Origin of the sequence: Komagataeibacter melaceti (assembly GCF_003403295.1) — a bacterium.
In the GTDB taxonomy this organism is placed as follows: Bacteria; Pseudomonadota; Alphaproteobacteria; order Acetobacterales; family Acetobacteraceae; genus Komagataeibacter; species Komagataeibacter melaceti.
This window is the reverse complement of record NZ_QUWV01000101.1, coordinates 1-25,623: the sequence shown is the minus strand read 5'-3', so window position 1 is coordinate 25,623 and position 25,623 is coordinate 1. Positions and strand designations below refer to the sequence as shown.

Annotated in this window: 26 protein-coding genes; 17 read left to right on the top strand and 9 right to left on the bottom strand. The window is 65.0% G+C overall.

The window, feature by feature from the left end; genetic code table 11:
* Positions 1-68: 68 nt before the first annotated feature.
* Positions 69-1,082, top strand: coding sequence for a Gfo/Idh/MocA family protein (locus tag DY926_RS11815; RefSeq protein WP_116703561.1), 1,014 nt, complete (start codon positions 69-71; stop codon positions 1,080-1,082).
* Here the strand turns inward: DY926_RS11815 and DY926_RS11810 are convergent.
* The 3 genes from DY926_RS11810 to DY926_RS11800 all read right to left on the bottom strand — a co-directional run bounded on the left by DY926_RS11810 (position 1,070) and on the right by DY926_RS11800 (position 5,200).
* Positions 1,070-2,896, bottom strand: coding sequence for an ABC-F family ATP-binding cassette domain-containing protein (locus DY926_RS11810; protein WP_116703560.1), 1,827 nt, complete (start codon positions 2,894-2,896; stop codon positions 1,070-1,072). The genes DY926_RS11815 and DY926_RS11810 overlap by 13 nt on opposite strands.
* Positions 2,897-2,946: 50 nt before the next feature.
* Positions 2,947-4,326: an alpha,alpha-trehalose-phosphate synthase (UDP-forming) gene (locus DY926_RS11805; RefSeq protein ID WP_116703559.1), complete on the bottom strand. Its 1,380-nt coding sequence runs from the start codon at positions 4,324-4,326 to the stop codon at positions 2,947-2,949.
* Between the two features lie 133 nt (positions 4,327-4,459).
* Positions 4,460-5,200 carry a response regulator gene (locus tag DY926_RS11800; RefSeq protein ID WP_116703558.1) on the bottom strand — a complete coding sequence of 247 codons (741 nt, stop codon included), beginning with the start codon at positions 5,198-5,200 and terminating at the stop codon, positions 4,460-4,462.
* A gap of 138 nt (positions 5,201-5,338) precedes the next feature.
* Between DY926_RS11800 and DY926_RS11795 the strand changes: the two genes are divergently transcribed.
* From DY926_RS11795 to thiL, 11 genes are all read left to right on the top strand, one after another.
* A complete protein-coding gene (locus tag DY926_RS11795) occupies positions 5,339-5,827 on the top strand; it encodes a sigma-70 family RNA polymerase sigma factor (protein ID WP_186336158.1) in 489 nt (162 codons plus the stop codon).
* Positions 5,828-5,934: 107 nt separating this feature from the next.
* Positions 5,935-6,498: a sigma-70 family RNA polymerase sigma factor gene (locus DY926_RS11790; protein ID WP_116703557.1), complete on the top strand. Its 564-nt coding sequence runs from the start codon at positions 5,935-5,937 to the stop codon at positions 6,496-6,498.
* Between the two features lie 145 nt (positions 6,499-6,643).
* Positions 6,644-6,826: a hypothetical protein gene (locus DY926_RS11785; RefSeq protein ID WP_116703556.1), complete on the top strand. Its 183-nt coding sequence runs from the start codon at positions 6,644-6,646 to the stop codon at positions 6,824-6,826.
* Positions 6,827-8,620, top strand: coding sequence for a sensor histidine kinase (locus DY926_RS11780; RefSeq protein WP_116703555.1), 1,794 nt, complete (start codon positions 6,827-6,829; stop codon positions 8,618-8,620).
* A gap of 98 nt (positions 8,621-8,718) precedes the next feature.
* Positions 8,719-10,431 carry a thiol reductant ABC exporter subunit CydD gene (gene cydD / locus DY926_RS11775; RefSeq protein WP_116703554.1) on the top strand — a complete coding sequence of 571 codons (1,713 nt, stop codon included), beginning with the start codon at positions 8,719-8,721 and terminating at the stop codon, positions 10,429-10,431.
* Positions 10,428-12,125, top strand: a complete 1,698-nt coding sequence (gene cydC / locus DY926_RS11770; protein WP_116703553.1) for a thiol reductant ABC exporter subunit CydC — start codon at positions 10,428-10,430, stop codon at positions 12,123-12,125. Before cydD ends, cydC begins: the two co-directional genes overlap by 4 nt.
* A 133-nt stretch (positions 12,126-12,258) precedes the next feature.
* On the top strand, positions 12,259-12,633 hold the full coding sequence (locus DY926_RS11765; protein WP_116703552.1) for an OmpA family protein: 375 nt from the start codon (positions 12,259-12,261) through the stop codon (positions 12,631-12,633).
* Between the two features lie 23 nt (positions 12,634-12,656).
* Positions 12,657-14,492, top strand: coding sequence for a DNA helicase RecQ (gene recQ / locus DY926_RS11760; protein WP_116703551.1), 1,836 nt, complete (start codon positions 12,657-12,659; stop codon positions 14,490-14,492).
* Between the two features lie 54 nt (positions 14,493-14,546).
* Complete coding sequence (nrdR, locus tag DY926_RS11755) at positions 14,547-15,053, top strand: transcriptional regulator NrdR (RefSeq protein WP_116703550.1); 507 nt, start codon at positions 14,547-14,549, stop codon at positions 15,051-15,053.
* Positions 15,054-15,124: 71 nt separating this feature from the next.
* Positions 15,125-15,682, top strand: coding sequence for a transcription antitermination factor NusB (gene nusB, locus DY926_RS11750; protein ID WP_116703549.1), 558 nt, complete (start codon positions 15,125-15,127; stop codon positions 15,680-15,682).
* Between the two features lie 23 nt (positions 15,683-15,705).
* Positions 15,706-16,716 (top strand): thiamine-phosphate kinase, encoded by a 1,011-nt coding sequence (gene thiL / locus DY926_RS11745; RefSeq protein ID WP_241503186.1) that lies wholly within the window; start codon positions 15,706-15,708, stop codon positions 16,714-16,716.
* On the opposite strand, the gene DY926_RS11740 is transcribed toward thiL, so the two are convergent.
* Entirely contained in the window at positions 16,692-17,852 is a 1,161-nt protein-coding gene (locus DY926_RS11740; RefSeq protein WP_116703547.1) for a hypothetical protein, read from the bottom strand. The genes thiL and DY926_RS11740 overlap by 25 nt on opposite strands.
* A gap of 156 nt (positions 17,853-18,008) precedes the next feature.
* Between DY926_RS11740 and DY926_RS11735 the strand changes: the two genes are divergently transcribed.
* Both DY926_RS11735 and glk read left to right on the top strand, forming a co-directional pair.
* Positions 18,009-18,806 (top strand): SDR family NAD(P)-dependent oxidoreductase, encoded by a 798-nt coding sequence (locus tag DY926_RS11735; protein ID WP_116703546.1) that lies wholly within the window; start codon positions 18,009-18,011, stop codon positions 18,804-18,806.
* A gap of 183 nt (positions 18,807-18,989) precedes the next feature.
* Positions 18,990-19,961 carry a glucokinase gene (gene glk, locus DY926_RS11730; protein WP_116703545.1) on the top strand — a complete coding sequence of 324 codons (972 nt, stop codon included), beginning with the start codon at positions 18,990-18,992 and terminating at the stop codon, positions 19,959-19,961.
* 10 nt (positions 19,962-19,971) lie between these two features.
* On the opposite strand, the gene DY926_RS11725 is transcribed toward glk, so the two are convergent.
* Complete coding sequence (locus DY926_RS11725) at positions 19,972-20,448, bottom strand: hypothetical protein (RefSeq protein WP_116703544.1); 477 nt, start codon at positions 20,446-20,448, stop codon at positions 19,972-19,974.
* A 107-nt stretch (positions 20,449-20,555) separates the two neighbouring features.
* Between DY926_RS11725 and DY926_RS11720 the strand changes: the two genes are divergently transcribed.
* Positions 20,556-20,972 (top strand): cupin domain-containing protein, encoded by a 417-nt coding sequence (locus DY926_RS11720; RefSeq protein WP_116703543.1) that lies wholly within the window; start codon positions 20,556-20,558, stop codon positions 20,970-20,972.
* 237 nt (positions 20,973-21,209) lie between these two features.
* Positions 21,210-22,910 carry a thiamine pyrophosphate-binding protein gene (locus DY926_RS11715; RefSeq protein WP_116703542.1) on the top strand — a complete coding sequence of 567 codons (1,701 nt, stop codon included), beginning with the start codon at positions 21,210-21,212 and terminating at the stop codon, positions 22,908-22,910.
* Positions 22,911-22,926: 16 nt separating this feature from the next.
* On the opposite strand, the gene DY926_RS11710 is transcribed toward DY926_RS11715, so the two are convergent.
* Positions 22,927-23,424, bottom strand: a complete 498-nt coding sequence (locus DY926_RS11710) for a hypothetical protein (RefSeq protein WP_186336157.1) — start codon at positions 23,422-23,424, stop codon at positions 22,927-22,929.
* Positions 23,425-23,594: 170 nt separating this feature from the next.
* Between DY926_RS11710 and DY926_RS11705 the strand changes: the two genes are divergently transcribed.
* Positions 23,595-24,422: a hydroxyethylthiazole kinase gene (locus DY926_RS11705; RefSeq protein ID WP_116703541.1), complete on the top strand. Its 828-nt coding sequence runs from the start codon at positions 23,595-23,597 to the stop codon at positions 24,420-24,422.
* On the opposite strand, the gene hpxZ is transcribed toward DY926_RS11705, so the two are convergent.
* The 3 genes from hpxZ to DY926_RS17700 form a co-directional block, all read right to left on the bottom strand.
* Complete coding sequence (hpxZ, locus tag DY926_RS11700; protein ID WP_116703540.1) at positions 24,423-24,812, bottom strand: oxalurate catabolism protein HpxZ; 390 nt, start codon at positions 24,810-24,812, stop codon at positions 24,423-24,425. It abuts the gene before it with no gap.
* A gap of 24 nt (positions 24,813-24,836) precedes the next feature.
* Positions 24,837-25,307, bottom strand: a complete 471-nt coding sequence (locus DY926_RS11695) for a hypothetical protein (protein ID WP_116703539.1) — start codon at positions 25,305-25,307, stop codon at positions 24,837-24,839.
* An 88-nt stretch (positions 25,308-25,395) separates the two neighbouring features.
* On the bottom strand, positions 25,396-25,623 hold a 228-nt coding region (locus DY926_RS17700), incomplete at its 5' end, for a hypothetical protein (protein ID WP_206609047.1).

The following is a 25,623-nucleotide window of genomic DNA, read 5'->3' as shown; positions in this document are numbered from 1 at the left end:
GGGTGGGCGATCGGGGTGGTGGCTGCTAATCGGGCAGGGAAAGATATATTCAAGGCGGGAGGCAGGGCATGGCGCAGGCACGGGCAGCGGCGGGGCGGCAGTTACGCATCGGGATCGTGGGGGCGGGGCATTTCGGTCGCTTCCATGCGCTCAAGGTGCTGCATTCCCCGCGTGAGGTCCTGTCGGGCATCCATGACCCTGATGGCCCGCGTGCGGCCCGTGTCGCGGCCGAGGCCGGGGGCGCGCCGGTGCTGTCCTATCCCGACCTGCTGGCCTGTTCGGATGCGATTATCGTCGCGGCCCCGGCGGACCATCATTTCGACCTGGCGCGGCAGGCGCTGGCGGCCGGGCGGCATGTGCTGGTGGAAAAACCCATGGCGGCCACGCTGGAACAGGCCGATGAACTGGCGCGCCTGGCCACCCGGCACGGGGTGGTGCTGCAGGTGGGGCACCTGCTGCGCTATTCAGCCGAGCACCGGGCCATTACCGAGCGTATTTCGCGCCCGCTCTATATCGAGGCCACGCGCATCGCGCCCTACAAGCCGCGCGGCACGGATGTATCGGTCATCCTTGACCTCATGATCCATGACCTTGATCTGGTGCTGGCCATCGTGGACAGTCCCATTGAAAGTGTCGATGCGCTGGGGGCGGCGGTCAGTTCACCGTTCGAGGACATCGCCAATGCGCGTGTGCGTTTCGAGAACGGCTGTGTCGCGACCATCGCCGCCAGCCGCATCTCTCTTAAGACCGAGCGGCGGATGCGTGTCTTCTCGCAGGAAGGCTACCTGTCAGCCGATTTCGTGAAGCGGGAACTGACCATGATCGGGCGCGAGCGTGGCCTGCCCCTGCCGGGCACTGGGGGCTTCCGGCGGGAATCCGTCACATGGCGCGATCATGACACGCTGGCCGCCGAACACGCGGCCTTTGCCGCGTCCTGCCTTGATGGCGCGCCGGTGCTGGTCAACGCCATGGCGGGCCGCCGCGCGCTGGAGGCGGCGCTGGCCGTGACGAAGGGCATTGCCGCCACCCGCGCGCGGATGGAGGCATCCGGCCTGATTATTCCCCCGGTTCAGGAAGACTGAAGCGTCTCGCGCAGCATTTCCAGTTCCAGCCACCGTTCCTCGGCTGCGGTCAGGTCCGCCTGTGTCTTTTCCAGCGCGGTGGTGGCTGCGGTGAAGGCGGCGGCGTCGCGCCCGTAAAGGCCGGGATCGGCCAGTATGGCGCGCAGGCGCTCGATTTCCGCCTCCAGCGCCTCCATCTGTCCTGGCAGCCGCTCCAGCGCCAGCTTGTCCTTGTAGGACAGTTTCCGCGCAGGCTGGCGGGGTGAGGATGTGGGCGTGACATCCGTGGTGGCGGAGGGCGCGGTTTCGCGTTCCTGGCGGGGGCGGGCGGCCAGTGTCTCGTCACGGCGCTGGGCCAGCATGTCGCTGTAGCCCCCGGCATATTCAACCCATCGCCCCCCGCCTTCGGCCATCAGGATGGAGGAGGCCACGCGGTCGAGGAAGTCACGGTCATGGCTGACCAGCAGCACCGTGCCCGAGTAGCTGGCCAGCATGTCCTGCAACAGGTCGAGCGTCTCGAGGTCAAGGTCGTTGGTCGGTTCATCCAGCACCAGCAGGTTGGATGGCCGCGCCAGCGCACAGGCCAGCATGAGTCGCCCGCGCTCCCCACCCGACAGCACGCCCACGGGTGTGCGCGCCTGTTCGGGGCGGAACAGGAAGTCCTTCATGTAGCCGATGACGTGGCGCTTTTCCTCACCCACCTGCACCATGTCCCCGCCGCCGCCCGTCAGCGTATCGGCCAGTGTGGCGTTGGGGTCGAGCGAGCGGCGCTGCTGGTCCAGCGTCACCACGGACAGCGCGCTGCCAATGGAGATATGCCCTGAATCGGGCTGGTCCAGCCCGGTCAGCAGGCGCAGCAGGGTACTTTTTCCTGCGCCATTGGCCCCGACAATGCCAAGCCGGTCGCCGCGCAGCACCCGCAGGTCGAGGTTGCGCACCACCGGATGCGCGGGGTCATAGGCGCGGGAGATGTTCTCGGCCACCGCCACCAGCTTGCCTGACAGGTCGCTTTCGCGCGCTTCCATCTTCAGGCCGGATTGCGGGCGGATGGCGTTGCGGCGGTTCTGGCGCAGGGTGGCCAGTTCGGCCACGCGGCGGACGTTGCGCTTGCGGCGCGCGGTCACGCCATAGCGCATCCAGTCTTCCTCCCGCGCGATCTGGCGGTCGAGCTTGTGGCTGTCGCGTTCTTCCTGCTCCAGCACTTCTTCACGCCATGTCTCGAAGCGCGCGAAGCCCTGGTCCAGCCGCCGGGTCACGCCACGGTCCAGCCACACGACCGAACGTGACAGCGTTTCCAGCAGCCGCCGGTCATGGCTAATGATCACCATGGCGGAGGAGAGCGAAAGCAGTTCACGCTCCAGCCATTCAATGGTGGGCATGTCCAGGTGGTTGGTCGGCTCATCCAGCAAGAGCAGGTCAGGCTCGGGTGCAAGCGCACGGGCCAGTGCGCAGCGTCGTGCCTCGCCACCGGACAGGGTGGCCGGGTTTTCCGTGCCGTTCAGGCCCAGTTCGGACAGCAGGGCGGCGGCGCGGTATTCCGGGTCGCCCGGCCCCATGCCCGCGCGCACGTAATCCAGCGTGGTGGCGAAGCCCGACAGGTCCGGCTCCTGCGGCAGGTAGCGCATGGTGGTGCCGGGCTGCACGAAGCGGGTACCGTCATCGGCCTGTATCTCGCCCGCCGCGATGCGCAGCAGCGTGGACTTGCCACAGCCATTGCGCCCGACAAGGCAGATGCGCTCGCCCGGTGCCACGCCAAAGCCCGTGCCATTGAGCAGCGGCGCGCCGCCAAGGGTCAGGGTAATATCCTGAAGGAGAAGAAGGGGAGGAGAAGCCATGGCCGCTTATGTCTCCACAACCATACAGTGCGCAAGGCCGCCGTGCGCGATCAGCGATCCGTCGTGGCCTGCAGGATGTTCAGGAAGGACAGGCCCCAGCCCAGCGCCGTGCGGTTGGCGATGGCGTTCCAGCAGGCCTGCCAGCGTTCGCGCCGTTCCGTAAGTGACATGGCCAGCGCGCGTTCCAGCGCATCGGCCATGTCGTCATGGTCCAGCGGGTTGACCAGCAGGGCGGCGTCAAGCTGCTTTGCCGCGCCAGCCAGCCGCGACAGAACCAGCACGCCGGGGTTTTCGGGGTCCTGTGCGGCGATGAATTCCTTGGCCACCAGATTCATGCCGTCGCGTAGCGGCGTGATGTAGCCGATATCCGCCAGCCGCATGTACCCGGCCACGGTGGCGCGCGGGCTGCCCCGGGTCAGGAAGCGCAGCGGCGTCCAGTCGGCCTGCCCGCAATGGGCGTTGAGCTTGCCGATCTGGTGTTCCAGCCGGTTGCGCAGGGCCTGATAGCTGGCCACGTCCGTCCGGCTTTCCGCCGCGATCTGCAGGAAGGTGACGTGCCGCTGGCGTGCGGGATAGGTTTCCAGCAGGCGTTCGTACCCGGCCAGCCGGTGGTCCAGTCCCTTGGTCGGGTCCATGCGGTCCACGCCGAATATCAGCCTGCGCCCGGCCAGTGAGCCCGAAAGCCTGTGCAGGTCTTCCGTATCCATGGCGGCGGCAGCGGTGGCGGCGAAGTGCTGGGGCGCGATCTCGACGGGGAAGGTGCCGACACGGACCTTGTGCCCCTCGAACACAAGGGTTTCCTCATCCACCACGCGCGCACCCGCCTTGCGGCTTGCGGCGAAGATGAAATTGGCGGTGTCATCCGCCGTCTGGAATCCCAGCAGGTCCGCCTTCAGCAGGTCGCGCAGGAAGGTGCCGCCATCGGGTGCTGTCGCCAGCATGTCCGGCGCGGGGAAGGGGGTGTGCAGGAAAAAGCCGATGGGCTGGCGCACCCCATGGCGGCGCAGCAGGGCGGCCAGCGGCAGGAGGTGGTAGTCGTGAATCCAGATGATGTCGTCCGGGCGCAGCAGCGGCAGCAGGTTTTCACAGAACCGCTCGTTGACCGACCAGTAGGACGCCAGCTCCCGCCGCTCGAAATGAATGCATTCAGGCAGGGAATGCATGAGCGGCCATAAGGTGGAGTTGGAAAAGCCGGTGTAATAATTACGGTGTTCGGCCGGGGTCAGGCCGATGGTGGCGTATTCCACGCCCCCGGATTCCTGAATTTCGGGGGGCAGGTGGGCCGCGTCGGGGTGACAGACCCCGTTCCAGCCGAACCACATGCCGCCCTGCCGCGCCAGCAGGTCCTTCAGCACCACCACAAGCCCGCCGGGGCGCAGCCCCTCGGTTGGAACGGGAACGCGATTGGAGACAATGACCAGCCGTTTCATCTGCCCTCTCTGCAAGCTGTCGGTGACGAATCAGCCTCGTCCGGGTACGCGGCCGGAACCGGCAGCATATACGCAAGGGGAGACGGAGGGGAGGACACGGGCGCAGGTAACAGGCATGCAGCGGGATGGCAGGTCAGTGCAGCGGCACACCGCCCGACACGGCCTGATAGGTTGAAACGGCCAGCGTAAGGGGTTCGAAGGGCTTGGTGATGACGAAGGCGGGTTCGATCGTATCGCCCGTAAGCAGGCGCTCGGGATAGGCGGTGACAAAAATGACCGGGATGTCCTGATGGCGCAGGATGTTCGAGACCGCGCTCATGCCATCACCGCCATCACCAAGGTTGATGTCGGCCAGGATCAGGCCGGGCCGGGTCTCGCGCGCCAGCCTGACGGCTTCCGCCTCGCTGCTGGCGACACCGGCGATGGTATGGCCGCACTGGCGCACCAGTTCCTCGATATCCATGGCGATGATGGGTTCATCCTCGATGATCAGGACACTGGTCTGGGCGCATGAGCGCAGGCGGGCGCGGGCTTCCTCCAGCATGGCGCCAGCCTGTGCGGGGGCAAGCGAGAGGACGCGTGCGGCGTCGTTTATGCTCAGTTCCTCAAGGGCCGTGAGCAGGAGCAGCTTGCGCGCCTGCTGCGACATGCCGCCTTCGGGCTCGGCCGTGCTGCAGTCCTGCGCGTGGTGGCGCGATATCCATTGGTACAGGCGCAGACGGGGCGGCATGGAAGGATCATCCACCGCCATCAGCTCACGCAGGCTTTCGGCCACCAGAAGGTCGCCGCTCGACTGGCTGCCACACAGCGCGCGGGCATAACGCCGGGCATAGGGCAGGGCGCGAAGCAGATCTTGACGCCGTGATAGCGACATGAGGCATTCATCTCCCCAGATAAATTGTTACACCCGGATCATGACAGCGTTACACTGTGCTGCAAGACTTGAGAGTAAAACAAACTGGAATCCAGAATACCACCCGATCCGTCCATGGTCACGCACTTGCGTGGCGAGATGCTGGCTCTTTTGCCACAATTGCGCAGTTTTGCCCGTTTTCTGACCGGACAGGTCGCATCGGCGGATGATCTCGTGCAGGAAACGGTGCTGCGCGCGCTGGGCGCGCTCGAGCAGTTCACGCCGGGCACGAGCATGAAGGCGTGGCTGTACACCATCGCGCGCAACCTGTTTTACGAACAGGCACGCCATGGGCGGCGTGAGCGCGATGTCATGTCCGATTACGCCCACCGGCCCGACCAGCCCGACAGTGCCGGCACGGAACGCGCCGATGACCTGCGTGACCTTGATGGCGCGATCTGGCGGCTCTCCCCCCGCCTGCGTGAGGCGCTGGTGCTGGTGGGGGTGCAGGAAATGACCTATGCCGAGGCCGCGCGGGTATGCGGCGTGACCGTGGGCACCATCAAGGCCCGGGTCTCACGCGCGCGGGCGCAGATCATGGAATACATGGCCACGGGTTCGGACCATTCCCGGCGTGAGGGAGAATGAGCGGGAACTTTTTATCCCTGCTCGCGTTTTCGTTACATGAAGGAATGTAACCTTCCGCACCGCCCGTTCATTGCCTCCTTACCAATGATCAAACAGGGGAGAAGACAATGACCAGCAGTTTTCATGACGAAATGCTTGCAATCCTGCCCCGGCTGCGTGTTCAGGCCCTTTCGCTCACGCGCAATCGCGCGGCGGCGGATGATCTTGTGCAGGATGCGGTCTGCAACGCGCTTGCCGCCCAGCACAGCTTTACGCCGGGCACCAATTTTTCCGCGTGGATGCACCGAATCCTGCGCAACCGGTTCATCTCGGACCTGCGCAAGAAGCGTGAGACAAGTAATATTGATGACGTGCCCGCCTCCGCCGTTGCGGGCAGCGGCGCGCATGAAGACCGCCTCGTCATAAAGGAACTGGCTGAAGCGATGGACCGCCTCCCTGCCGACCAGCGTGAGGCGCTGGTGCTGGTGGTGATGCAGGGCATGAGCTACGACGAACTGGCCGCAGCCACGGGCTGCGCGGTGGGAACGGCCAAGAGCCGGGTGTTCCGCGCCCGCCGTCAGCTTGCCGCATGGCTGTATGGGGAAGAACGCGATATTTCCGCCGTTGCGCTGCGTGGCGCGGTCCGGCGGCTGCGCGCGGGCAGGGATGCGCGGCCCGCGGTCTCTGCCTGAGGGCTGAATTCCCACTTTGAATAATGGTATAAATATGGCACTGACAGCTATATCCGCGCCAGGGGTCAGGAAGTTTGCAGGGTAGGTTACGGCCCTGGCACCGTCAGGGGTTATGTGAAGTGGGAATTTACTTCGGGATAATGCGATGGCGCTGAAGGACAAGTGTCCTCCCAGGCAACCAGGAAAGAAGTCCACAGACCGGTCGGATGATGCGTTTGAGCTATGGCTGAAGCGGGGGCTGCATCAGTTGTTCGATGATGTGACCAAGGAGCCTGTTCCCGAGGAACTCCTGCGCCTGATTGAGGAAGACCGGAAGCGGACAAAATAGATGTCCCTCTTTCCATCTTCCGGTCGGGCCCGCAGGGCCGCCCGGCACCGGAGCCTGTTCACCTGGGTCGGACGTGTGTTCGACGCCGTGCGGGGCCGGATGATGGCGATCATCCTGCTTGCAGCCATGCCCATTGCACTGATCGGCGCGGTGCAGGCATGGCACAGCTATCACAACACACTGGAAGCCCCCGGGTACCGCACCGACCAGACGGTGGCGCGCATTGACCTGGAACTGCGCCACGAATCCGAACATCTCGGCTCACTGCTTCAGGCGGTCTCGCGCATGCGGCTGGATGATGACGGGATGCGGCGCATGCTGGAACTGGTCCAGTCCCTGACCAGCCGCCACTATACCCAGATCGCGCTGGCCGATGACCGGGGCAACATCCTGACATCCGTGGGACGTGCAGGCGATGTGCCCCCGCTGACCATTGAGGACATGCCCCGTTTCCAGGGGGATATCGGCATGGTGGCCATTACCGATCCGGTCACGCATGTCCCGACCCATTTCCGCATTACCGTCGCCACCATGATTGGTGATGAAAATGGCCGCCCGGCCCGCTCGGGCTATCTTACGGCCATCATGCCGCTGTCATGGCGCAGCTCCATCCTGCAGGGCGCCGACCCGCGACAGGATCTGGTCCAGCAGAACGGCCTTATCCAGATATGGGTTCTCGACAGCCACGCGCATACGGCAGTCCCCCTGTGTGTTGACTGCGGGTGGGAGAGCCATCCCTCCGAGCCGATCATGAAATGGGTGCGGTTCATGCTCGCGCGCAATCAGGAGCATGGCCACATTACCCTGCCCGAGGGGTCATTCTCCATCGGCCGGGTGCAGGGCGGCATATTCGTTCTGGCCATGACGCGCCGCAACGCGGGGGAGCGGCATGCGGTGGTCATGTTCGCGGTCTCGCTGGTCAGCAGCGGGCTGCTGCTGCTTGTGGGGCTGCTGGGGGCATCGAAAAGTGCGGATGTGCTGGTGATCGCGCCGCTGCGCCTGCTGACCGATTCAGTCAACCAGTGGCAGTTGGGCGGCATGTATGACGTGCGCTCCAACTGGGCCATGCCGCTGGAGGTCAGGCAGCTTGCCCATGCCTTCAGCAAGGCGACGCGCAGGCTGGCGCGGCATGAAAAGCGGCTGGAGCGCGCGCAGGTGCGCCAGGAACTGCTGCTCAAGGAAATGCACCATCGCGTCAAGAACAACCTCCAGATCGTGGCATCGCTGCTGAACCTGCAGGCAGGCCGTATCCGCCAGCCCGCCGCGCGTGAGGAATTCGCCCAGGCCCGTGACCGCGTGCGCGCGCTGGCCACGCTGCACCGCTACCTGTACGCCGATGGCGAGCTTTACAGCCTGAACATGCAGAGCTTCGTGCAGGAACTGTGTGGCCAGATCATGCATGCGATCGGGGAATCCGATGAAAGCCGCATCACGCTCGACATCCGGGTCGATGACCTGCTGATGGTGCCCGATCAGGCCGTGCCGCTTGCCCTGATCGTGACCGAAGCGGTGAGTAACACCCTGAAATATGCCTTCCCCGACCGCCAGCACGGCACGCTGGAGGTCGGGCTGCGCGCGATGGATGGTGGCCGCGCATGCCTGTGGATTGCCGATAACGGTGTGGGCATGGCCGCGGCACGGAACGAGGCGACGCGTGGCGGGATCGGCATGCAGCTTATCCGCGGCTTTGCCCGGCAGCTTGGGGGTGAGTTGCAACTGTTTGAGGAAAACGGCACCCGCTATGTACTTGTTTTCCCGCTCAAGCAGCCCGATCCGGACGAACTGTCCGACTGAATGCATGCAAAAATGCATGGCAGAGTTATGTCGTGGGCAGCTTATGGCGCGGCATGATGGCTGTCCCTGTGCGGTGTCATTCGGTATAGGGTGCGGTCATGAACGATGACAAGACAGTGATGAAGGCGTGGACGCGGGCACAGTCACGTCTTGGGCGCAGGCAGGCCATGCCTGTCGTAATGCTGGGCCTGGTTGTGGCGGTAATCGCCGTGGGGCAGGTCTGGTGCGTGGCGGAGGTGCTGGCCTGCGTGCTGGTGCCCGGTGGCATGCCGGTGGCGGCCTGGCCGCTGGCTGGTCTTGTCATTCTGGCCATACTGCGCGCCGGCGTGCAGATGGGGGCCGACATACTGGCCGCCCGCGCGGGCATGAAGGCGCGCATCCGGCTGCGTGACGGGGTGCTTGAGGGCATCCTGCGCGGCGGGCCGGGGCTTTTGCGGCGGCACCATACGGGTGAGCTGACGGCGCTGGCGGTTGACCGGATCGAGGCGCTGGACGGCTTTTTCGCGCGCTGGCTGCCTGCTTCCGTGCTGTGGGTGGGCGCGCCCCTCGTCATCGGGCTTCTTGCTGCATTGGTGCAGCCGGGTTCGGCGCTGATCATGGCGGTGTGCGGCATCGCCATACCGTTCGGGCAGGCCGTGTTCGGCATTGGTGCGGCGGTGGCGTCGCGCAACCAGTTCCTCGCCATGACGCGCCTTCAGGCCCGGTTCCTGGACCGCGTGCGTGGCATCGCCACCATTGTCCTGTCCGGCCGGACGGAGGATGAGACCCGCCGCCTCGCCGCCGCGGCCGAGGAACTGCGCCAGCGCACCATGAAGGTGCTGCGTGTTGCCTTCCTGTCTTCCGCGTCGATTGACTGCGCGCTGGTCGTGGCGCTCGTGCTGGTGGCGCTGCGCAACGGGGCGCAGCTCATGGCGCTGCATGAGCAGGGGGCGGCTGCGACGGTCATGGCGGCGCATACGGCGCGCGCGCTGTTCGTGGTGCTGCTGGTGCCGGAATTCTTCGCACCCTTCCGCAGTCTTGCCCTGGCCTATCAGGACCGTGCCCATGCGGCAGGGGCAGCGGGTGCGATGAAGATCCTGCCCGCAGCCGATGCGGTCCGCGCCGCCGGTCAGGCGGTATGCGAGACGGGGCAGGGCGTGCGTGTCGCGTTTGAGCATGTGGGTTTTACATGGGATATCGCGCGCGGCCCGACGCTGGAGGATATCTCGTTCACCGTGCCCGCCGGGCAGACGCTGGTGCTGTGCGGGGCGTCGGGTTCGGGCAAGTCCACCATCATCGAACTGCTGCTGGGCTTCATCCAGCCGACGGAGGGACGGATCACCCTCAATGGCGTTGACATGACCACCCTCATGCCCGAGGCGCTGGTGGCTATGACATCATGGATCGGCCAGAAGCCGGTCCTGTTCGCGGGCACCCTGCGTGAAAACATCCTGTTCGCCCGGCCCGATGCGACGGAAGCCCAGCTTCAGGCGGCACTTGAGGCGGCAGCGGCGGATGGCTTCGTCTCCAGCCTGCCGCAGGGGCTTGATACCGTTATTGGCGAGGGCGGCTTTGGCCTGTCCGGCGGGCAGGCGCAGCGGGTCGCGATTGCGCGCGCCTTCCTCAAGGATGCGCCGCTCCTGCTGCTGGATGAACCGACCGCCCATCTTGACCCCCAGACCGAGGCCGAGGTGTTCGACAGCCTGCTCAGGCTTGCCGCGCGGCGCACCGTCATCCTTGCCAGCCATTCGGCGGCGGTTGATGTGTTTGGCGGCCAGCGTATCGACCTTGAGCGGGGCCATATCGCTACCAGCATGGAGAGCGCATCGTGAAAACCTCGGAAAATCGGGCGTTCGCACGGCAGGCGGACCGTGAGGGCGTTCTGGCCCCGGTGCTGCGGATACTGCATATCTGGCGCAACCGCGCGCCGCTGCTGACGGCGGGCGCCATCCTGTCGCTGCTGGCGCTGCTCATCGGCCTGCTGCTGATGCGTGAGGCCGGGGTCCGTGTTGCCGCCATGACGCTGGGCATGGTTGTGGTGACTGCGGGCAGCCTGCGTATTCTGGGCAGCGCGCGCGTGATCCTGCGTTATTCGGAGCGCCTGCTCACGCATGATGCGATGTTCCGCGCGCTGGCGGATGTGCGGGTGTGGTTCTTCCGCCATCTGGCGCGCGGGGCGGCGGCGGGGCTTGGCTTCCGCCGCGCGGGGGACCTGCTGTCGCGTCTTGTGGCGGATGTGGAGGCGCTGGACGGGCTTTATCTGCGCATTATCGTGCCGCTGGCCGGTGCGGTCCTGATCCTGCCGTTCCTGTTCATCGCCATCAATCTGGTCAGCACCGCGCTTGCGGTCGTGGTGACGGGGCTTTTTGCCTGCGGGGCCTTCCTCCTGCCGCTGATCGCCGCAATGCTGGGGCGGCGCGATGGTGGCCAGGTCAACCATGCGGCGGCGCAGCTTCGTATTGGCGTGCTGGACATGGTGGGCGGCCTACGTGAAATCGCGACCTTCGGGGCGGAGGGGCGCATGCTGGCGCATGTCCGCCAGCGTGATGGCGCCCTGTGCCACGCGCAGATGCGGCAGGCCCGTATGCTCGCTGCTGCCGGTGCGGCGTCCTATCTGTGCGGGCAGGCGGCGGTTGTTGCGGTTCTGGCGGCAGCGATGGGGCTGGGCCTGCCTCGTGTCCCGCCGCTGCCCGCCGCTGCCGTCCTGTTCCTGACCGTGGCCGCGTTCGAGAGCGTGGGTGGGCTGACCCGTGCCGGGGCGCTGGCGGGCAACATCACCCGTGCGGCCGCGCGCGTCGTGGCCGTGGGCGACCTGCCCGAACATGCCCCGCCCGAGGGCACGCAGCCCGCGCCTGCGGGGAATGACATCCGCTTCGATCATGTCTCCTTCCGCTGGAGTGCTGACCGCGCACCGGTGCTTGATGGCCTGGACCTGAGCATACCGGCAGGCCAGCGCATCGCGCTGCTGGGGCCGTCCGGTGTGGGCAAGTCCACGCTGGCGGCGCTGCTGCTGAAGGTGGTGGCCCCGCAATCCGGGCGCATCGAACTGGACGGGCAGGATATCGCCACCATCCGTGAGGACGCGCTGCGCGGGCGGATCGCATGGCTTTCCCAGGCGACGCATCTGTTTGCGGATACGATTCGTGCCAACCTGCTGCTGGGTCGCCCCGATGCCAGCGAGGATGAATTGTGGGCCGCGCTGGAGCAGGCCCGTGTGGCCGATGTGGTGCGCGGCCTGCCCGATGGGCTGGATAGCTGGCTGGGTGAAGGTGGTGCCAGCCTGTCCGGCGGGCAGGGGCGGCGGCTTGCGCTGGCGCGGGTGCTTTTGTCCCGTGCGCCGATCCTGATACTGGACGAACCGGGCACCGGGCTTGACGCCCGGACCGAGCAGGAGTTCCTCCAGACCCTGAACGGGGTGACGCAGGGGCGCACCGTCATCCTGATCGCCCACCGCCTGACCGGGGTGGAAAAGCTGGACCGCGTATGGCGCATCGTGGATGGTAAAACGGTTGAGGTGCGCCAGTAAGAAAGTAGTCATGCCTGCCGAAAGGATTGACGTGGTGGGCACCGCAGGGCACGAAGTAGCGGAAAATCGGATCAAAGAACCCGCTGGCTTTTGGCGGTTTGTCTTGAATAGCTGAATCGGGAGTGAGTCCATCATGCGTCGCCTGTCTCTTTTTCTTGGTCTGGGTCTGCTGACCGGGTGCGCTGGTGGCCATCCGGGTAAATATATCGTCTTCTTCACCCAGAATTCCGTGCAGATCGACGGTCCGGCCCAGACCGTGATCTCGCAGGCCGCCCAGCGTGCGGTGGCGCGCCATGCCACAGTGCGGGTGGAAGGTTACGCCGCCGCCAGCCATGACCTGTCGGCTGATGAACTGCTGGCCATCGACCGCGCCAAGATCGTGGCGCGCCAGCTTGCGGTTGACGGCGTGGACGCGGCCCGCATCCGCCAGCAGCCGCGTGGGCCGGTCAATAATGAAGACGGTGTGCTGGCGTCGCGCCGCGTTGAAATCGTGGTTGGCGGAAACTGAGCGCAGATTCCGACATTTCGCACCTGAGCGGGCAGGGGGGGCAGTCACGCAACCCGCGTGATGTGCTGGCCGAGGTTTTCGGCTTTCCCGACTTCCGTGGCCTGCAGCAGCAGGCCGTGGATGAGGTCATGGCGGGCCGGGACTGCCTGGTGCTCATGCCCACGGGCGGCGGCAAGAGCGTGTGCTATCAGGTGCCCGCCCTTGCCCGGCCCGGAACGGGGCTGGTCATTTCCCCGCTGATCGCGCTCATGGACGACCAGGTGGCCGCCCTGCGGCAGCTTGGCGTCAATGCGGGCGCGCTACATTCCGAACTGGAAGCCGAGGACGCAGCCCGCGTCCGTGCCGACCTTGTGGCGGGACGGCTTGATATCCTGTACGTATCGCCCGAACGCCTGCTTTTTCCCGGCATGCTGGAACGGCTCGGGCGGCTGAAACTCTCCGTCATCGCGATTGACGAGGCCCACTGCATTTCCGCATGGGGCCATGAATTCCGGCCCGAATACCGCGAGCTTGCGGCACTTCCCCAGCATTTTCCCGATGTGCCGCGCATCGCCCTGACCGCCACGGCCGATGCGCGCACCCGCACCGATATCCTTGACGCGCTGGCCATGCCCGAGGCCACGGTGCTCAAGGCCAGCTTCCACCGGCCCAACCTTGATATCGCGGTGCGCCCCAAAACGTCCGAGATGCGGCAGTTGACCGCCATACTGGACCGGCACCGGGGGGCGGCGTCCATCGTCTATTGCGGCAGCCGCAGCAAGACCGAGCGCATTGCGCGTTCGCTGGCGGGCAAGGGCTATGTGGCGCTGCCGTTCCATGCCGGGCTTTCGCCGGTGGAAAAGCGTGCCGCGCTCATGCGCTTCCGCTCGGGCGAGGCCGTGGTGATCGTGGCCACCATCGCATTCGGCATGGGCATTGACCGGCCCGATGTGCGTGCGGTGGTGCATCTGGACATGCCATCCTCGCCCGAGGGGTATTACCAGCAGATCGGCCGCGCCGGGCGTGATGGCGAACAGGCCGAGACCGTCCTGCTTTATGGCGGCGACGACATGGCCCGCGCCCGCTACTGGCTGGAGCAGTCCAACGCGCCGCAGGCCCAGAAGCGGATCATGAGCGCGCGGCTGGAAGCCATGATCGCCCTGACCGAGACGACAGGCTGCCGCACGCAGGCATTGCTGGCCTGTTTTGGCGAGGAACTGGCCACTCCCTGCGGCCATTGCGACAACTGTCGCAACCCGGTCGCCACCTTTGACGGTACGGTAGCGGCGCAGAAGGTCCTTTCGGCCATATACCGCACCGGACAGCGTTTTGGCGCGGTTCATGTGGCGGGCGTGCTGCGGGGCAAGTCATCGGACATGATCGCGCGGCACGGGCATGAAAAGCTGACCGTATTCGGCATTGGCAGCGACCGGCCCGAGCCCTTCTGGCGGGGCGTGATCCGGCAACTGATCGCACGTGGTGCGATAAAGGTGACCGGGGAATATAATTCCCTCGCCCTTGAGGAAGGGCGTGCGCGCCCCATCTTGCGGGGGGAGGAGCAGATCATGCTGCGCGAGGACGCGACCGAGGACCTGCGCGCCGCCGGGCGTAGCACGGGCACGGGTTCGCGCCCGCAGATGGCGGACCTGACACCACAGGCGGCCACGCGGTACGAGGCCCTGCGGAAATGGCGGCTGGGGGAGGCGCGGGAGCAGGAAATCCCGCCCTATGTCATTTTTCACGACGCCGTGCTGCATGATATTGCCCTTGAGCGCCCGACCACGCTTGATGAGCTGGGCATGATCCGTGGCGTGGGTGGCTCCAAGCTGACACGTTACGGCGCGGCCGTGCTGGACGTGCTGGCGGAAGTGGGCGTCTGACCCGGCCCGCCTGCGCGGGAGGTCTGTTTTTTCGGTAATCAGGAGCCGGTTTGCATGCGTTGCCCGTTTTGTGGACATGAGGAAACACAGGTAAAGGACAGCCGCCCGCATGAAGATGGCGCGGCCATCCGCCGGCGTCGGATCTGTGCATCCTGCGGGCAGCGGTTCACCACCATCGAGCGCGTGCAGTTGCGTGACCTGGTGGTGATCAAGGCCGATGGCCGCCGTGTGCCCTTTGAACGTGACAAGCTGGCGCGGTCGGTAAAAATCGCGTTGCGCAAGCGTCCGGTCGATGCGGAGCGGATCGAGCGGATCGTCAACGGTCTGGTCCGCCACCTTGAAGCGACGGGGGAGACGGACATCCCCTCACGCGATATCGGGCGGCAGGTCATGGAGACGCTGCGCGAAATAGATTCGGTTGCCTATATCCGTTTCGCTTCCGTGCACTGGGATTTCCGGGAAACCAAGGATTTTGCTGATATTCTTGGCACGATATCGGCCTCCGTATCGGGCGATGCAGGCGAGGACTTTCCCCCGCCCGGACCAAAAAACAAAGATTGAACTGGACCCCGCCGCGCAAAGAGGCGATGAAGCCCTGATTTCGCAGCAGTGCCACAGCAGGAGTAACGCGCATGACACAGACAGACGGTGACCGGCAGCCCAAGGTCCGCTCCCGTACCGCATCGCGTGTTGCGGCGGTGCAGGCTCTGTTCCAGATCGAGCAGGGCAATGAAAACCCCGAAAGCGTGATCAGCCAGTTCACCCGCCACCGGCTGGGCACCTCGGCCTCCAGCCAGTGCGATTATGCCGATGGGCAGGTGCCTGATGCCGATGCACGGCTATTTGCCATTGTGGTGCGCGGCGCCGTGGCCCGGCAGGAACGTATCGACGCCCTGCTGAATGAAATCCTGCCCGCATCGTGGCCGCTGGCCCGGCTGGACCCGGTGCTGCGCGCCATCATGCATGCCGCCGGGGGAGAAATGACCGGTAGTGCCGACCCGGTGCCCGCGCGCGTCATCATCAACGAATATATGGATATCGGTCACGGCTTCCTGGCCGGTGATGAGCCGCGCATGCTCAATGGCGTGCTTGACGCCCTGTCCCGCCGCGTGAACGAACCCGCCGCACCCGTGCCCGCGCAGGATGCCGCGCCGGATGTCACGGACGTGCCGGACGACGTGGCGCGTTAAACCCGCACGAAGGAACGATGGCCATGGGGCGGGAAGAACGGCCGGATAACGGCCTGCCTGCCGAATTCGGGTTCATTGCCCGTGTTTTCCGCCCGCTGGCGGGAGAGGGCGCGCTCGACCTGCGTGATGATGCCGCCGTGTTCACGCCCCCTGCCGGGCGGCAGCTTGTGGTGGCGGCGGACGCGATGGTGGAGGGCGTGCATTTCCTGCCCGATGACCCGGCGGATACCGTGGGCCGCAAGCTGCTGCGCTGCAACCTGTCGGACCTTGCGGCGATGGACGCCACCCCTCTGGGCTACCTGCTGACGGTTTCCATGCCCCCGGCGCGGGATGAGGCATGGTTTGCGGGCTTTGCCGCCGGTCTGGCGCATGACCAGCGGCAGTTCGGCATTACCCTGCTGGGGGGGGACACCACATCCACCTCCGGCCCGCTCGTGCTTTCCCTGACCGTGCTGGGGCATGTGGCGCCGGGCATGGCCCTGCGGCGCTGTGGCGCGCGGGTAGGGGATGGCCTGTGGGTAACCGGCACGATTGGTGACGGGGCGATGGGACTGCTGGCCCGGCAGGGAAAGGTGGCGGACCCTGATGGCTTTCTGGCCGGCCGCTACCAGTTGCCCCGCCCCCGGCTGGGGCTGGCGCTGGGGGGGATCGCCTCGGCCGGCATGGATGTATCCGATGGGCTGGTGCAGGACCTGGGCCACATGGCGCGTGAGAGCGGCGTGGGCGCGGTGCTGCATGCCGGGCAGGTCCCGCTTTCACCCGCGGTGCGGGCGCTGGGGCCGCAATGGCTGGCGCGCTGCCTCTCTGGTGGTGATGACTATGAACTGCTGCTTGCCGTTCCGCCTGAACAGGAGGCGGCGTTACAGCGCCATGCCGCGCGGCGTGATGTCAGCGTCACCCGCATCGGGCAGGTGGTGGCGGGCTGCGGCGTGCGGGTTCTGGACGAAAACGGGCAGGACATGCCCCTTGCGCGGCGTGGCTGGAGCCACCTGCCCGAAGGCGCGCGGGATCAGGATTCAAGCGATTTGTCGTAAACGCGGTAGCGCTTGCACGGCTGCGGGGTGATGCGTTCGATCAGGCGGCGCATGGGCATGTTGGTTTCCAGCACCCAGCCCAGTTCGATCGTGCGGTAGGGCAGGCTGCGGCCACGCTTCATGAGTTCGGTAATGGCGAGGGCAGGCATGATCGCGCCCAGCGCCGTGCCATCCAGTGTGGAACTTACGCCCAGCAGGATCACGCGCGCGGAATGGAATTCATGCCGCAGCAGCCGCTTGCCCAGCTTGAGCCAGCCAAGGGGGGAGGGCGCGCCGTTGAGGTCGGCTGAAATATCGAACACGTTGGGGACCACCAGCGCCACGCATACCGGCTTGCCCGCCTGTTCGATCAGCACGAAATGCTCGGGCTTGAGCAGGGGCTTGAGCTCCACGATCATGGACTGGATGTCTTCGCGCGCCAGCGGGATCGAGCCCCAGTTGTTGCGCCAGGCATCGTTGTACAGCGTGCGCAGGATCTCGCCGTCTTCCTCTATCCGGTCCAGGCGCAGGCCACGGGTGGAGATATTGCCCAGCCTGCCCTCGCCAATGCGCAGGGAGGCGGGGACGAGATGCGCCTCCTCCGCATCCGGGCCGGTGCGCATCTGGTAGGCCAGCAGGTCACGCGCCTTGGTGCAGCCACACGCTTCCATCATGCCGGGCAGCCAGTGCGGGTGCCACGGCATGGCCACCATGGGCAGGGCGTGGTGGCCGGACAGCATCATCCCGAACTCACCATTGCTGTCCAGCGTCTGGGGGCCGCGCATGAGCTTCATGCCGTGGCGGCGCAGCCATGTGCCCGCCGCATCGAGCAGGGCGGAGACGACGGCCATGTCGTCAATGGCGTCAAGCGCGCCGAAGAACCCCACGCGCTCGCCATAATGCGCCATGGAAATGGGGTCGATCTGGGCCGAGATGCGCCCGACCGCGCGCCCGCCGCGCATGGCCAGGAAATACTGCGCCCGCCCCACGCGGAAAAAGGAGTTCTTGCGCGGGGTCAGCAGGTCGCGCTGGGTCAGGTCCAGCGGGGGTACATAGCCGGGCAGCCCTGCGTACAGGCGACGGGGCAGCTGGATAAACGTGGTCATCTGACGAAAGCCGGAAACGGGAATGATAGTAAGACGATCGGTTTCGTTCATGACCGGTTCGTTGCATCCTGAACATTACCGGCATCGACCTTCATTCCGTGGCGGAACGGGGGAGGCTATGCGGGTATGGGTTAAAAGAATTGATTCGGTTATCCGTTCTGTTGCTGTGCTGATGGCACAGAAGGACCCCGAAAAGGAAGACAGACAATGACAGGAAAGGTCAGTTCACGCATGGATGAAGGTGCATATGTGCTGATTACCGGCGCATCCAGCGGGATCGGGGCCGAACTGGCATGGCTGTACGCGGCGCGCGGGCGGCCGCTGGTGCTGTGGGGGCGCGACAGGACGCGGCTGGAGGATGTGGCGGCGCGGGCGCGTGGTTTCGGGGTGGATGTCCATACCCGCGCGCTTGACCTGATGGATGGGGCCGCCGCCATCGCCGCCCTGCGCGAGGATGATGAAAGCCATCCGCTGGGCATCGCCATCCTTGCCGCCGGGCTGGGTGACATGCGGCGCGGGCAGGACGTGGTGGAAAGGGCGGAGGACGTGCTGCGGCTGGGGCTGGTCAATTACGCCACGCCATCGGCCATGGCGGCGGCGGCGGCCGAATGTATGGTGCCGCGCGGGCGGGGGCATATCGTGCTGATCGGGTCGGTTGCGGCTTTTCACGCCCTGCCGTTCGCCGCTGCCTATTCCGGCTCCAAGGCCGGGCTCAAGCGCTTTGCCGAGGCGCAGCAGATGGCCCTTGCCCCGCTGGGTGTCGGGGTGACGCTGGTCTCGCCGGGGTTTGTGGATACACCGATGAGCCGCCGCGTGGTGGGGGCCAAGCCCTTCCTGCAGACCGCGCCCGTGGCGGCGCGCCGCATTGCGCGCGCCGTGGACCGTAACCGGCCGCATCTGGTGTTTCCCTTCGTGTTCTCGGTGCTGCGGTTGGTGGATACGCTGGTGCCGTGGCCGCTCAAGCGGCGGATACTTTCGGCCATAAAGGCGGACCAGACCGACTGAATCCGCACCCCATCCGTTATGGCCCGTGGCCGGGCCATGAAAAATCACGGACGGGCAGGTTATTTTTGGCGGGATGGATGTGTTAACCGGGGCGCCTGCGGTACCGGGCTTGCCCGGACGCAGGCAGGTTGAGTGATAATGAAGGGCGAAAAACCGCCCTGTGGCCACGGAGCGTGACCGGATATGAAAGAGATCGTCGCAGTTGACATTGGCGGAACCCATGCGCGGTTCGCCATCGCGCAGGTGGATCAGGGGCGGGTCATCTCGCTGGGAGATGCCGTAACCCTGAAATGCGCCGATCACGCCAGCCTGCAACTGGCGTGGGAGGCCTTCAGCCGCAAGATCGACCGCCCGCTGCCCCGGTCGGCCGGCATTGCCGTGGCCTGCCCCATCAAGGGTGACATCCTGAAGCTGACCAATAACCCATGGGTCATCCAGCCCGCGTGGCTGCCGGTCAAGCTGGGGGTGGATGAACTGATTCTGGTCAATGATTTCGGTGCGGTCGGCCATGCGGTGGCGCAGGTGGGGGCGGACAGCCTCCAGCATCTGTGCGGCCCTGACGTGCCCCTGCCCGAACAGGGGGTCATCACCATTGTCGGGCCGGGCACGGGTCTTGGTTCCGCCTATATCGTGCGGCGCAGGAACGGTTATTTCGTGTGCGAGACCGAAGGGGGGCATATCGACTTCTCCCCGCTTGACCAGTTCGAGGACCGTATCCTGGGCGTGCTGCGCAGGCGGTACCGCCGTGTCTCGGTCGAGCGCGTGGTCTCCGGGCCGGGGCTGCTGAACCTGTATGAAGCCATTGCCGAAATAGGTGAGCTTTCGGTCCGGGCGCGTGATGACAAGGCGCTGTGGACCATGGCGCTGGAAGGGAGCGACCATGTCGCTTCGGCCGCGCTGGAGCGGTTCTGCCTCAGCCTGGGCACGGTGGCGGGGGATCTCGCGCTGGCGCAGGGCGGGAGTGCCGTCGTGATCGCGGGCGGGCTCGGGCTGCGCCTGGCCAAGCACCTGCCGCGTTCCGGCTTTGCCGAGCGGTTCGTGGCCAAGGGCCGGTTCGAGGGCATGATGGCGGAAATGCCCGTCAAGCTGATTACCTACCCCGAGCCGGGCCTGCTGGGGGCCGCCGCCGCCTTTGCCGAGGCCTATCGCCAGTAAGTCCCGTGGCTCAGCCCTGCCAAAGGTGGCCGGGCATGGCATCATAATGGCGGGTCAGCATGTCCAGCAGCAGCGCCATGACACTGTCCATATGCGCGGGGTCATGGCGGGTGCTGCGCGCGAGTTCGCGCATGGGCCGGTTGTTGATGAGGGCTGCGATCAGCACCCGTTCATAGCGGTAGCCGATAATGTCATGGATATATCTGTAGCGGTTGATGGACCCCAGCCGCCCGTTCAGGGCGCGGCGGGACAGGCCGCATGATGTCCGCTCAAGCTGCGGGTCTTCCTGCCCCATCACCCCGATCCGGTAATCCGTGGCCCAGAACCGGGCCGCGGCGACATGGTGGGCGGTGATGGCCCCGTTGCGGTGCAGTGTCTCGATGGCCGCGGGCAGGGGGAATCCGGCAGTCGCTTCATCCCCGCCACGGGGCGCTGCCGGGGCAGGCCGGGAGGCAGGGCGGTCAGCGGGCAAGAGGCGTGCTTTCATGGGGGTATGGTATCATATCGTCTCCATGGTCCGGTATGGGGATAAACTGGCATAGTGCCGTCCCGCCGTTCCGGGGGCTGCCGACAGAGCCAGGGAGCATGACGCACATGGATGGACGATACAGATTTTTTGACCTCAATGCGATCGGCAAACGCTTTCCCGCCCATGCCGACAGCCTGATTGTCGATACCTACCTGTCCGACAGTCCGGCCTGCAGCATGCGGCTGTTCCGCATCTACCATCCGTTGCCCCGGCATTTTCACCGCATGTGCGATGAGCACCTGCTGCTGCTGTCCGGGCGGCTGAACTTCCTGATCGGGGATGACCCGGCCCGGCTGCTTTCCCCCGGGGAGATGGTGGTTTTCCAGCGTGACACCATTCATGGCATCGAGCCGGTCGGGCAGGAGCCGGTCATCTTCCTGGCCACCGACACCCCGCGCCGCGCCCCTGATGACGTGCATTTTGTGGACCCGGAGGCGGCGCGCGGGCTGACATTCGTCACCCATCTGGAGGAATACGCCTGAAGGGGCAGATAAAAAAACGGCATCACCAGATTGCTGGTGATGCCGGAAGTTGCCGTGGGTAAGGTCGGGAAATCGACGGTCGGGAATCTGCCGTGTCCCACGGGTTGATTGTTTAATAATGATAATCATTATCATTAACAAGCGAAAAATTATGGCAGACCTGCTGGCCGCATGGTGGACCCGGGGCTGAAAACATGATGCGATAGGCCAACACCCCCACAACAGGCAGGAAAGACTATGGCCATTACACCGCTTGATGTCGCGGCACAGCGGACAGGAGGGCGGCGGGGGGCCGACATCCTGCTGGAAATTCTCGAAAGTGAAGGGGTGCGCTACATATTCGGCAATCCCGGCACGACGGAACTGCCGCTGATTGATGCACTCCAGCGCCGCCCGGACCTGCGCTACATCCTGGCGTTGCAGGAAGCCAGCGTCGTGGCCATGGCTGACGGTTATGCACAGGCGGCGGGCCGTCCCGGGTTCCTCAACCTGCATACCGCGGGCGGGCTAGGGCACGGTATGGGCAACCTCCTTAATGCCAGTGTCTCGCAGACACCGCTTGTCGTCACGGCCGGGCAGCAGGACTCGCGGCATACCATTTCCGATCCGTTGCTGTTTGGTGATCTGGTCAGTATCGCCACACCTGCCGTCAAATGGGCGCAGGAAGTGCTGCATGCGGATCAGTTGCCCGTGCTGGTCAGGCGCGCGTTCAACGATTCGATGGCCGCGCCATCTGGCCCTGTGTTCCTGTCGCTGCCCATGGATGTGATGGAGGAGGCCAGCGATATCGATATTGGCGCGCCATCCGTCATCAACCGCGATTCCATTGCAGGCGGCCTGCCGGAACTGGCGCGTGCGCTGGCGGCGATCACACCGGGGCGGCTTGCCATCATCGCGGGGGACGAGGTGCATGGCGCCAACGCTGCGCAGGAAGTAGCGGCGGTGGCGGAACTGCTGGGCGCGCCGGTTTACGGTGCGTCGTGGCCATCACGGATTCCGTTTGCCACCTCCTGCCCCCTGTGGGCGGGCAACATGCCCACGCGCGCCACAGATATCGCGCGCCGCCTGTCGGATTATGACGCCATTTTCGCGCTGGGTGGCAAATCGCTCATCACCATCCTGTATTCGGAGGGGTCGCCCGTGCCGCCAGGCTGCGCGGTCTATCAGGTCTCGGCCGATGCGCGGGATCTGGGCCGCACGTTCCAGACGCCGCTTTCGCTGGTGGGTAATATCCGCGCATCGCTTACCGCCATGCTGCCCATGCTGGAACGTGAGACCGCACCCCGCCGGGCTGAATTCCGCGCGGCACGGGACGCTGTGGCGGGCGCACGCGCGCAGCGGCGGGCGGAGGCCGGGCAACTGGTGGCCCGGCACCGTGAGGATGCGGTCATTGCCCCCTGTGTCGCGGCCTATGAGGCCGTGCGTGCCATTGGTCCCCATGTTGCGATCGTGGATGAGGCCATCGCCACGTCATCCTATGTCCGCATGTTCCTTGATAGTGACTGGGCCGCGCAATATTCGTTCCTGCGCGGTGGTGCGCTGGGCTGGGGCATGCCTGCCGCCGTAGGGGCGTCGCTGGGGCTGGGGCGTGAGCCGGTTGTCTGCCTGGTGGGCGATGGCGCGGCGCTCTATTCCCCGCAGGCGCTATGGACGGCGGCGCATGAGCAACTGCCGGTGACCTTCGTGGTCATGAACAACCGCGAATATAACGTGCTGAAAGGCTTCATGCGCCAGCAGACGCATTACGTTTCGGCCCGTGAAGGCAACTTCCTGGCCATGGACCTGGCTGATCCACCCATTGACTATCAGGCCATGGCGGCATCGTACGGGCTGGATTCACGCCTTGTCACACGCGCGCAGGACATCGCCCCCGTGATCGAGGCCGCAATGGCGTCCGGTCGCCCCCATCTGGTGGAAATCCAGATCAGCACCCTCTAGGCGGGGGGCGATGGCCCTAACGGATGGGGAACGAACAGGTCGTGGGCATCGTGTCCGGTCGTTCGCCACCGGGGTCAACATGCAGCGTCAGCCGCATGACGGCGGCAGCCAGATGCGCACCGTTGGTGTGCATGCTGGCCTTGATGTCAACGGCCTTGTTATTGTCCATGACCACAACATTCCGGCCCCGGCCCATCGTGGCTTCCGCACGGACGGACCAGTAGGTGCCATTGATGTCGGACAGGCGGGCAAGGTTGTAAACCTTTCCGTCGCCTTTCAGCTTGCTGTAGCCAAAGCCGACGGCGCCCCCGCCCTTCACCTTAACGGGATAGGAGTGGGTGCCGTAATAAAGCCGTCCCTTGCCCCATGAATAGCCACCGGCAAGGGCGGCATCGTGCAGGCTGAAGCATAGCTTGGCCGTCTGTTGGCCCAGCGCGTCCACGGCCCACGCGGATGACGTGGAGAGAAGTCCAGCAGCAAGAATGACAGGGGCTGAAAGCAGAGCTGGTCGCACGGTATGTTCCTGCTACGATATGCTGCTGGAGAGCATGGTGGGAATCGAAAACGCTCCGGTTTTGATTGACCGTAGCAGTTAGTGTTTTCAGTCGATTATCGTTAAAAGGCAACCCCTGTCTGTTTCGCATTGTGCATGCGGGATAAAAGGACAGGTAAAGGACGTTTCTGATGTGTTCCGCCCCGCTCCCCATGGATTATGATAACCCTGCCTGCCGCTCCATCCTGCAGCGCATCCGTTTCACGCATCCCTTTGTTTACGGGCTGACCAATTACGTTGCGGCAACCCTGAGCGCCAATGTGCTGCTTGCCGTGGGCGCCGCACCGGCCATTGGGGCCGCACCTGGCTGGGCATCGAGTTTTGGTGCCCATGCGGGGGCGATGTGGGTCAATGCGGCGGGGCTGATCAACTGCACGGCGCAGGATATGATTGTCGCGGTTACGGCGGCGAATGCACATCATGTGCCGTGGGTGCTGGACCCGGTGGCCATGGGGGCCGGGGCAAGTGAATATGATACGATCATTCACGATCTGGCGATGCGTGGCCCGGCGGTGATTCGCGGCAATGCTAGCGAGGTAATGGCGCTGGCCGGTGGGGCCGCGACCGCGCGGGGGGTGGAGACCACGGCCTCCATTACGCAGGCGTTGCCGCTGGCCGCGAAACTGGCACAGGCGCGCGGTGTGATCGTGGCCATTAGCGGGCCGGAAGACCATATCCTCGCCCCCGATGGCCAACATATCATCATACCAGGCGGCCACCCGATGCTGACGGCGGTAACAGGCATGGGGTGTGCCCTGGGCGGGCTGGTCGCGGCAGCACTTGCCGTCACGCCATCAGGTAATGATCGCCTGCTGGCGGTCGCGGCAGCGCATGCCCTTTATGCGCGCGCGGCGGAAATGGCCGCCCCTGTGGCACAGGGAACGGCCTCATTTGCAACCGGGTTCGTGGATGCGCTGTCCCGCCTGCAGAATGTCACCGGGGAAGCTGCTTCCGGCTGATCAGGAAATATCGGCCATGAGCGAGACATGCGCGGCAATGATCTTCCACCCCTGCGGGGTGCGGATCCATGTCTGGCTCTGCCGGCCAATCCGCTCACCCCCGTGGCGGCGGAATTCCAGGTCCACCGTGCCGGTATCGGTGCCAATGGCCGTTATATGACGGCGCAGCACATCGCGTGGCGGTGAGCCGCCCGTCCGGTTACGGCGAAAGGCCGCGATCTCGTCAAATCCGTACAGCGTCTCGCCCACGCCATAGCGCACCGTTTCCGGCCCCTGATAGAAAAGGGTATCGAGTTCCGCGATGTCATTCGTGCCCAGCGCCGTCTCGTAGCGATCGGACATGGCGGTCAGTTCTGCTACGATCTCAGGCCGGTTCAGTTCAGGAGCCATGGGTCTTTCCAATAGGTATGAAGGTTATTCAGCCTTGGCCGGGCTGGTAGCCGCCGCCGGGGCAGGGGGCTGATGCTCCGGGTCCATGACATTGATAACAGCCTCATCCGAAATGGACAGCACTTCAGACGCAGGGTGGCGCGCGGCCTCGTCCGTCTTGCGGGCCACGTCATTTGTCACGGCTTTAAGTGCCGCTACCTCGGTGCGGACATCGTTCAGGATTTCAATCAGGGCGGCATGATCTTCCGCCGCGCGCTGGTCGCTTCCCTGGCTCAGCACGGCATTGCCCACCATCAGGGCGGGCAGGGCCACGAGCTGGATGCAGTTGCTTATGTAAAGCAGCGTATTCTGCCACGCAGGCGCTGCCAGCGGGATCAGCGAAAACACCAGAAATGCGTAAACACACCAGATGCTCCCGAAGATGAACGTCATCCGTACGGCGATGCGGTCATTAACCTGACGGATGAGGGAGGATTTGTCTGAAGGATTCGGCATGAAAACCTGTTTGTAGCGATGTGTTGCAAGGTACTGGCGGGTATGTCGCAAAATGCACGGCATTACGCCTGCCTTAATTGGATAGGAATTATGCTGACATGGAACGACATAATTTACCAAAACGGAAAGCCGGGCGTGCAGCCGTTCCGTCCTGCAGAAAGTTGTTTTTCATTAATGGCGGTTTTCCGCGATTTATCTGATTTCGGGCATTTAATTTCCATTTTCCCATCATTTTTTGATTGACGGTTAGCTGGGGTGGTCCTATATCCCGCTTCACCGGCGGCGCTGAGGAAACTTCTTGAGCTTCTCCGGTGGA

Excerpts from the sequence above, each read along its gene's own strand:
- DY926_RS11815 (WP_116703561.1), top strand. The coding sequence starts at position 69 with ATGGCGCAGGCACGGGCAGCGGCGGGGCGGCAGTTACGCATCGGGATC.
- DY926_RS11810 (WP_116703560.1), bottom strand. The coding sequence starts at position 2,896 with ATGGCTTCTCCTCCCCTTCTTCTCCTTCAGGATATTACCCTGACCCTT.
- DY926_RS11805 (WP_116703559.1), bottom strand. The coding sequence starts at position 4,326 with ATGAAACGGCTGGTCATTGTCTCCAATCGCGTTCCCGTTCCAACCGAG.
- DY926_RS11800 (WP_116703558.1), bottom strand. The coding sequence starts at position 5,200 with ATGTCGCTATCACGGCGTCAAGATCTGCTTCGCGCCCTGCCCTATGCC.
- DY926_RS11795 (WP_186336158.1), top strand. The coding sequence starts at position 5,339 with ATGCTGGCTCTTTTGCCACAATTGCGCAGTTTTGCCCGTTTTCTGACC.
- DY926_RS11790 (WP_116703557.1), top strand. The coding sequence starts at position 5,935 with ATGACCAGCAGTTTTCATGACGAAATGCTTGCAATCCTGCCCCGGCTG.
- DY926_RS11785 (WP_116703556.1), top strand. The coding sequence starts at position 6,644 with ATGGCGCTGAAGGACAAGTGTCCTCCCAGGCAACCAGGAAAGAAGTCC.
- DY926_RS11780 (WP_116703555.1), top strand. The coding sequence starts at position 6,827 with ATGTCCCTCTTTCCATCTTCCGGTCGGGCCCGCAGGGCCGCCCGGCAC.
- cydD (WP_116703554.1), top strand. The coding sequence starts at position 8,719 with ATGAACGATGACAAGACAGTGATGAAGGCGTGGACGCGGGCACAGTCA.
- DY926_RS11765 (WP_116703552.1), top strand. The coding sequence starts at position 12,259 with ATGCGTCGCCTGTCTCTTTTTCTTGGTCTGGGTCTGCTGACCGGGTGC.
- nrdR (WP_116703550.1), top strand. The coding sequence starts at position 14,547 with ATGCGTTGCCCGTTTTGTGGACATGAGGAAACACAGGTAAAGGACAGC.
- nusB (WP_116703549.1), top strand. The coding sequence starts at position 15,125 with ATGACACAGACAGACGGTGACCGGCAGCCCAAGGTCCGCTCCCGTACC.
- thiL (WP_241503186.1), top strand. The coding sequence starts at position 15,706 with ATGGGGCGGGAAGAACGGCCGGATAACGGCCTGCCTGCCGAATTCGGG.
- DY926_RS11740 (WP_116703547.1), bottom strand. The coding sequence starts at position 17,852 with ATGAACGAAACCGATCGTCTTACTATCATTCCCGTTTCCGGCTTTCGT.
- DY926_RS11735 (WP_116703546.1), top strand. The coding sequence starts at position 18,009 with ATGACAGGAAAGGTCAGTTCACGCATGGATGAAGGTGCATATGTGCTG.
- glk (WP_116703545.1), top strand. The coding sequence starts at position 18,990 with ATGAAAGAGATCGTCGCAGTTGACATTGGCGGAACCCATGCGCGGTTC.
- DY926_RS11725 (WP_116703544.1), bottom strand. The coding sequence starts at position 20,448 with ATGAAAGCACGCCTCTTGCCCGCTGACCGCCCTGCCTCCCGGCCTGCC.
- DY926_RS11720 (WP_116703543.1), top strand. The coding sequence starts at position 20,556 with ATGGATGGACGATACAGATTTTTTGACCTCAATGCGATCGGCAAACGC.
- DY926_RS11715 (WP_116703542.1), top strand. The coding sequence starts at position 21,210 with ATGGCCATTACACCGCTTGATGTCGCGGCACAGCGGACAGGAGGGCGG.
- DY926_RS11705 (WP_116703541.1), top strand. The coding sequence starts at position 23,595 with ATGTGTTCCGCCCCGCTCCCCATGGATTATGATAACCCTGCCTGCCGC.
- hpxZ (WP_116703540.1), bottom strand. The coding sequence starts at position 24,812 with ATGGCTCCTGAACTGAACCGGCCTGAGATCGTAGCAGAACTGACCGCC.
- DY926_RS11695 (WP_116703539.1), bottom strand. The coding sequence starts at position 25,307 with ATGCCGAATCCTTCAGACAAATCCTCCCTCATCCGTCAGGTTAATGAC.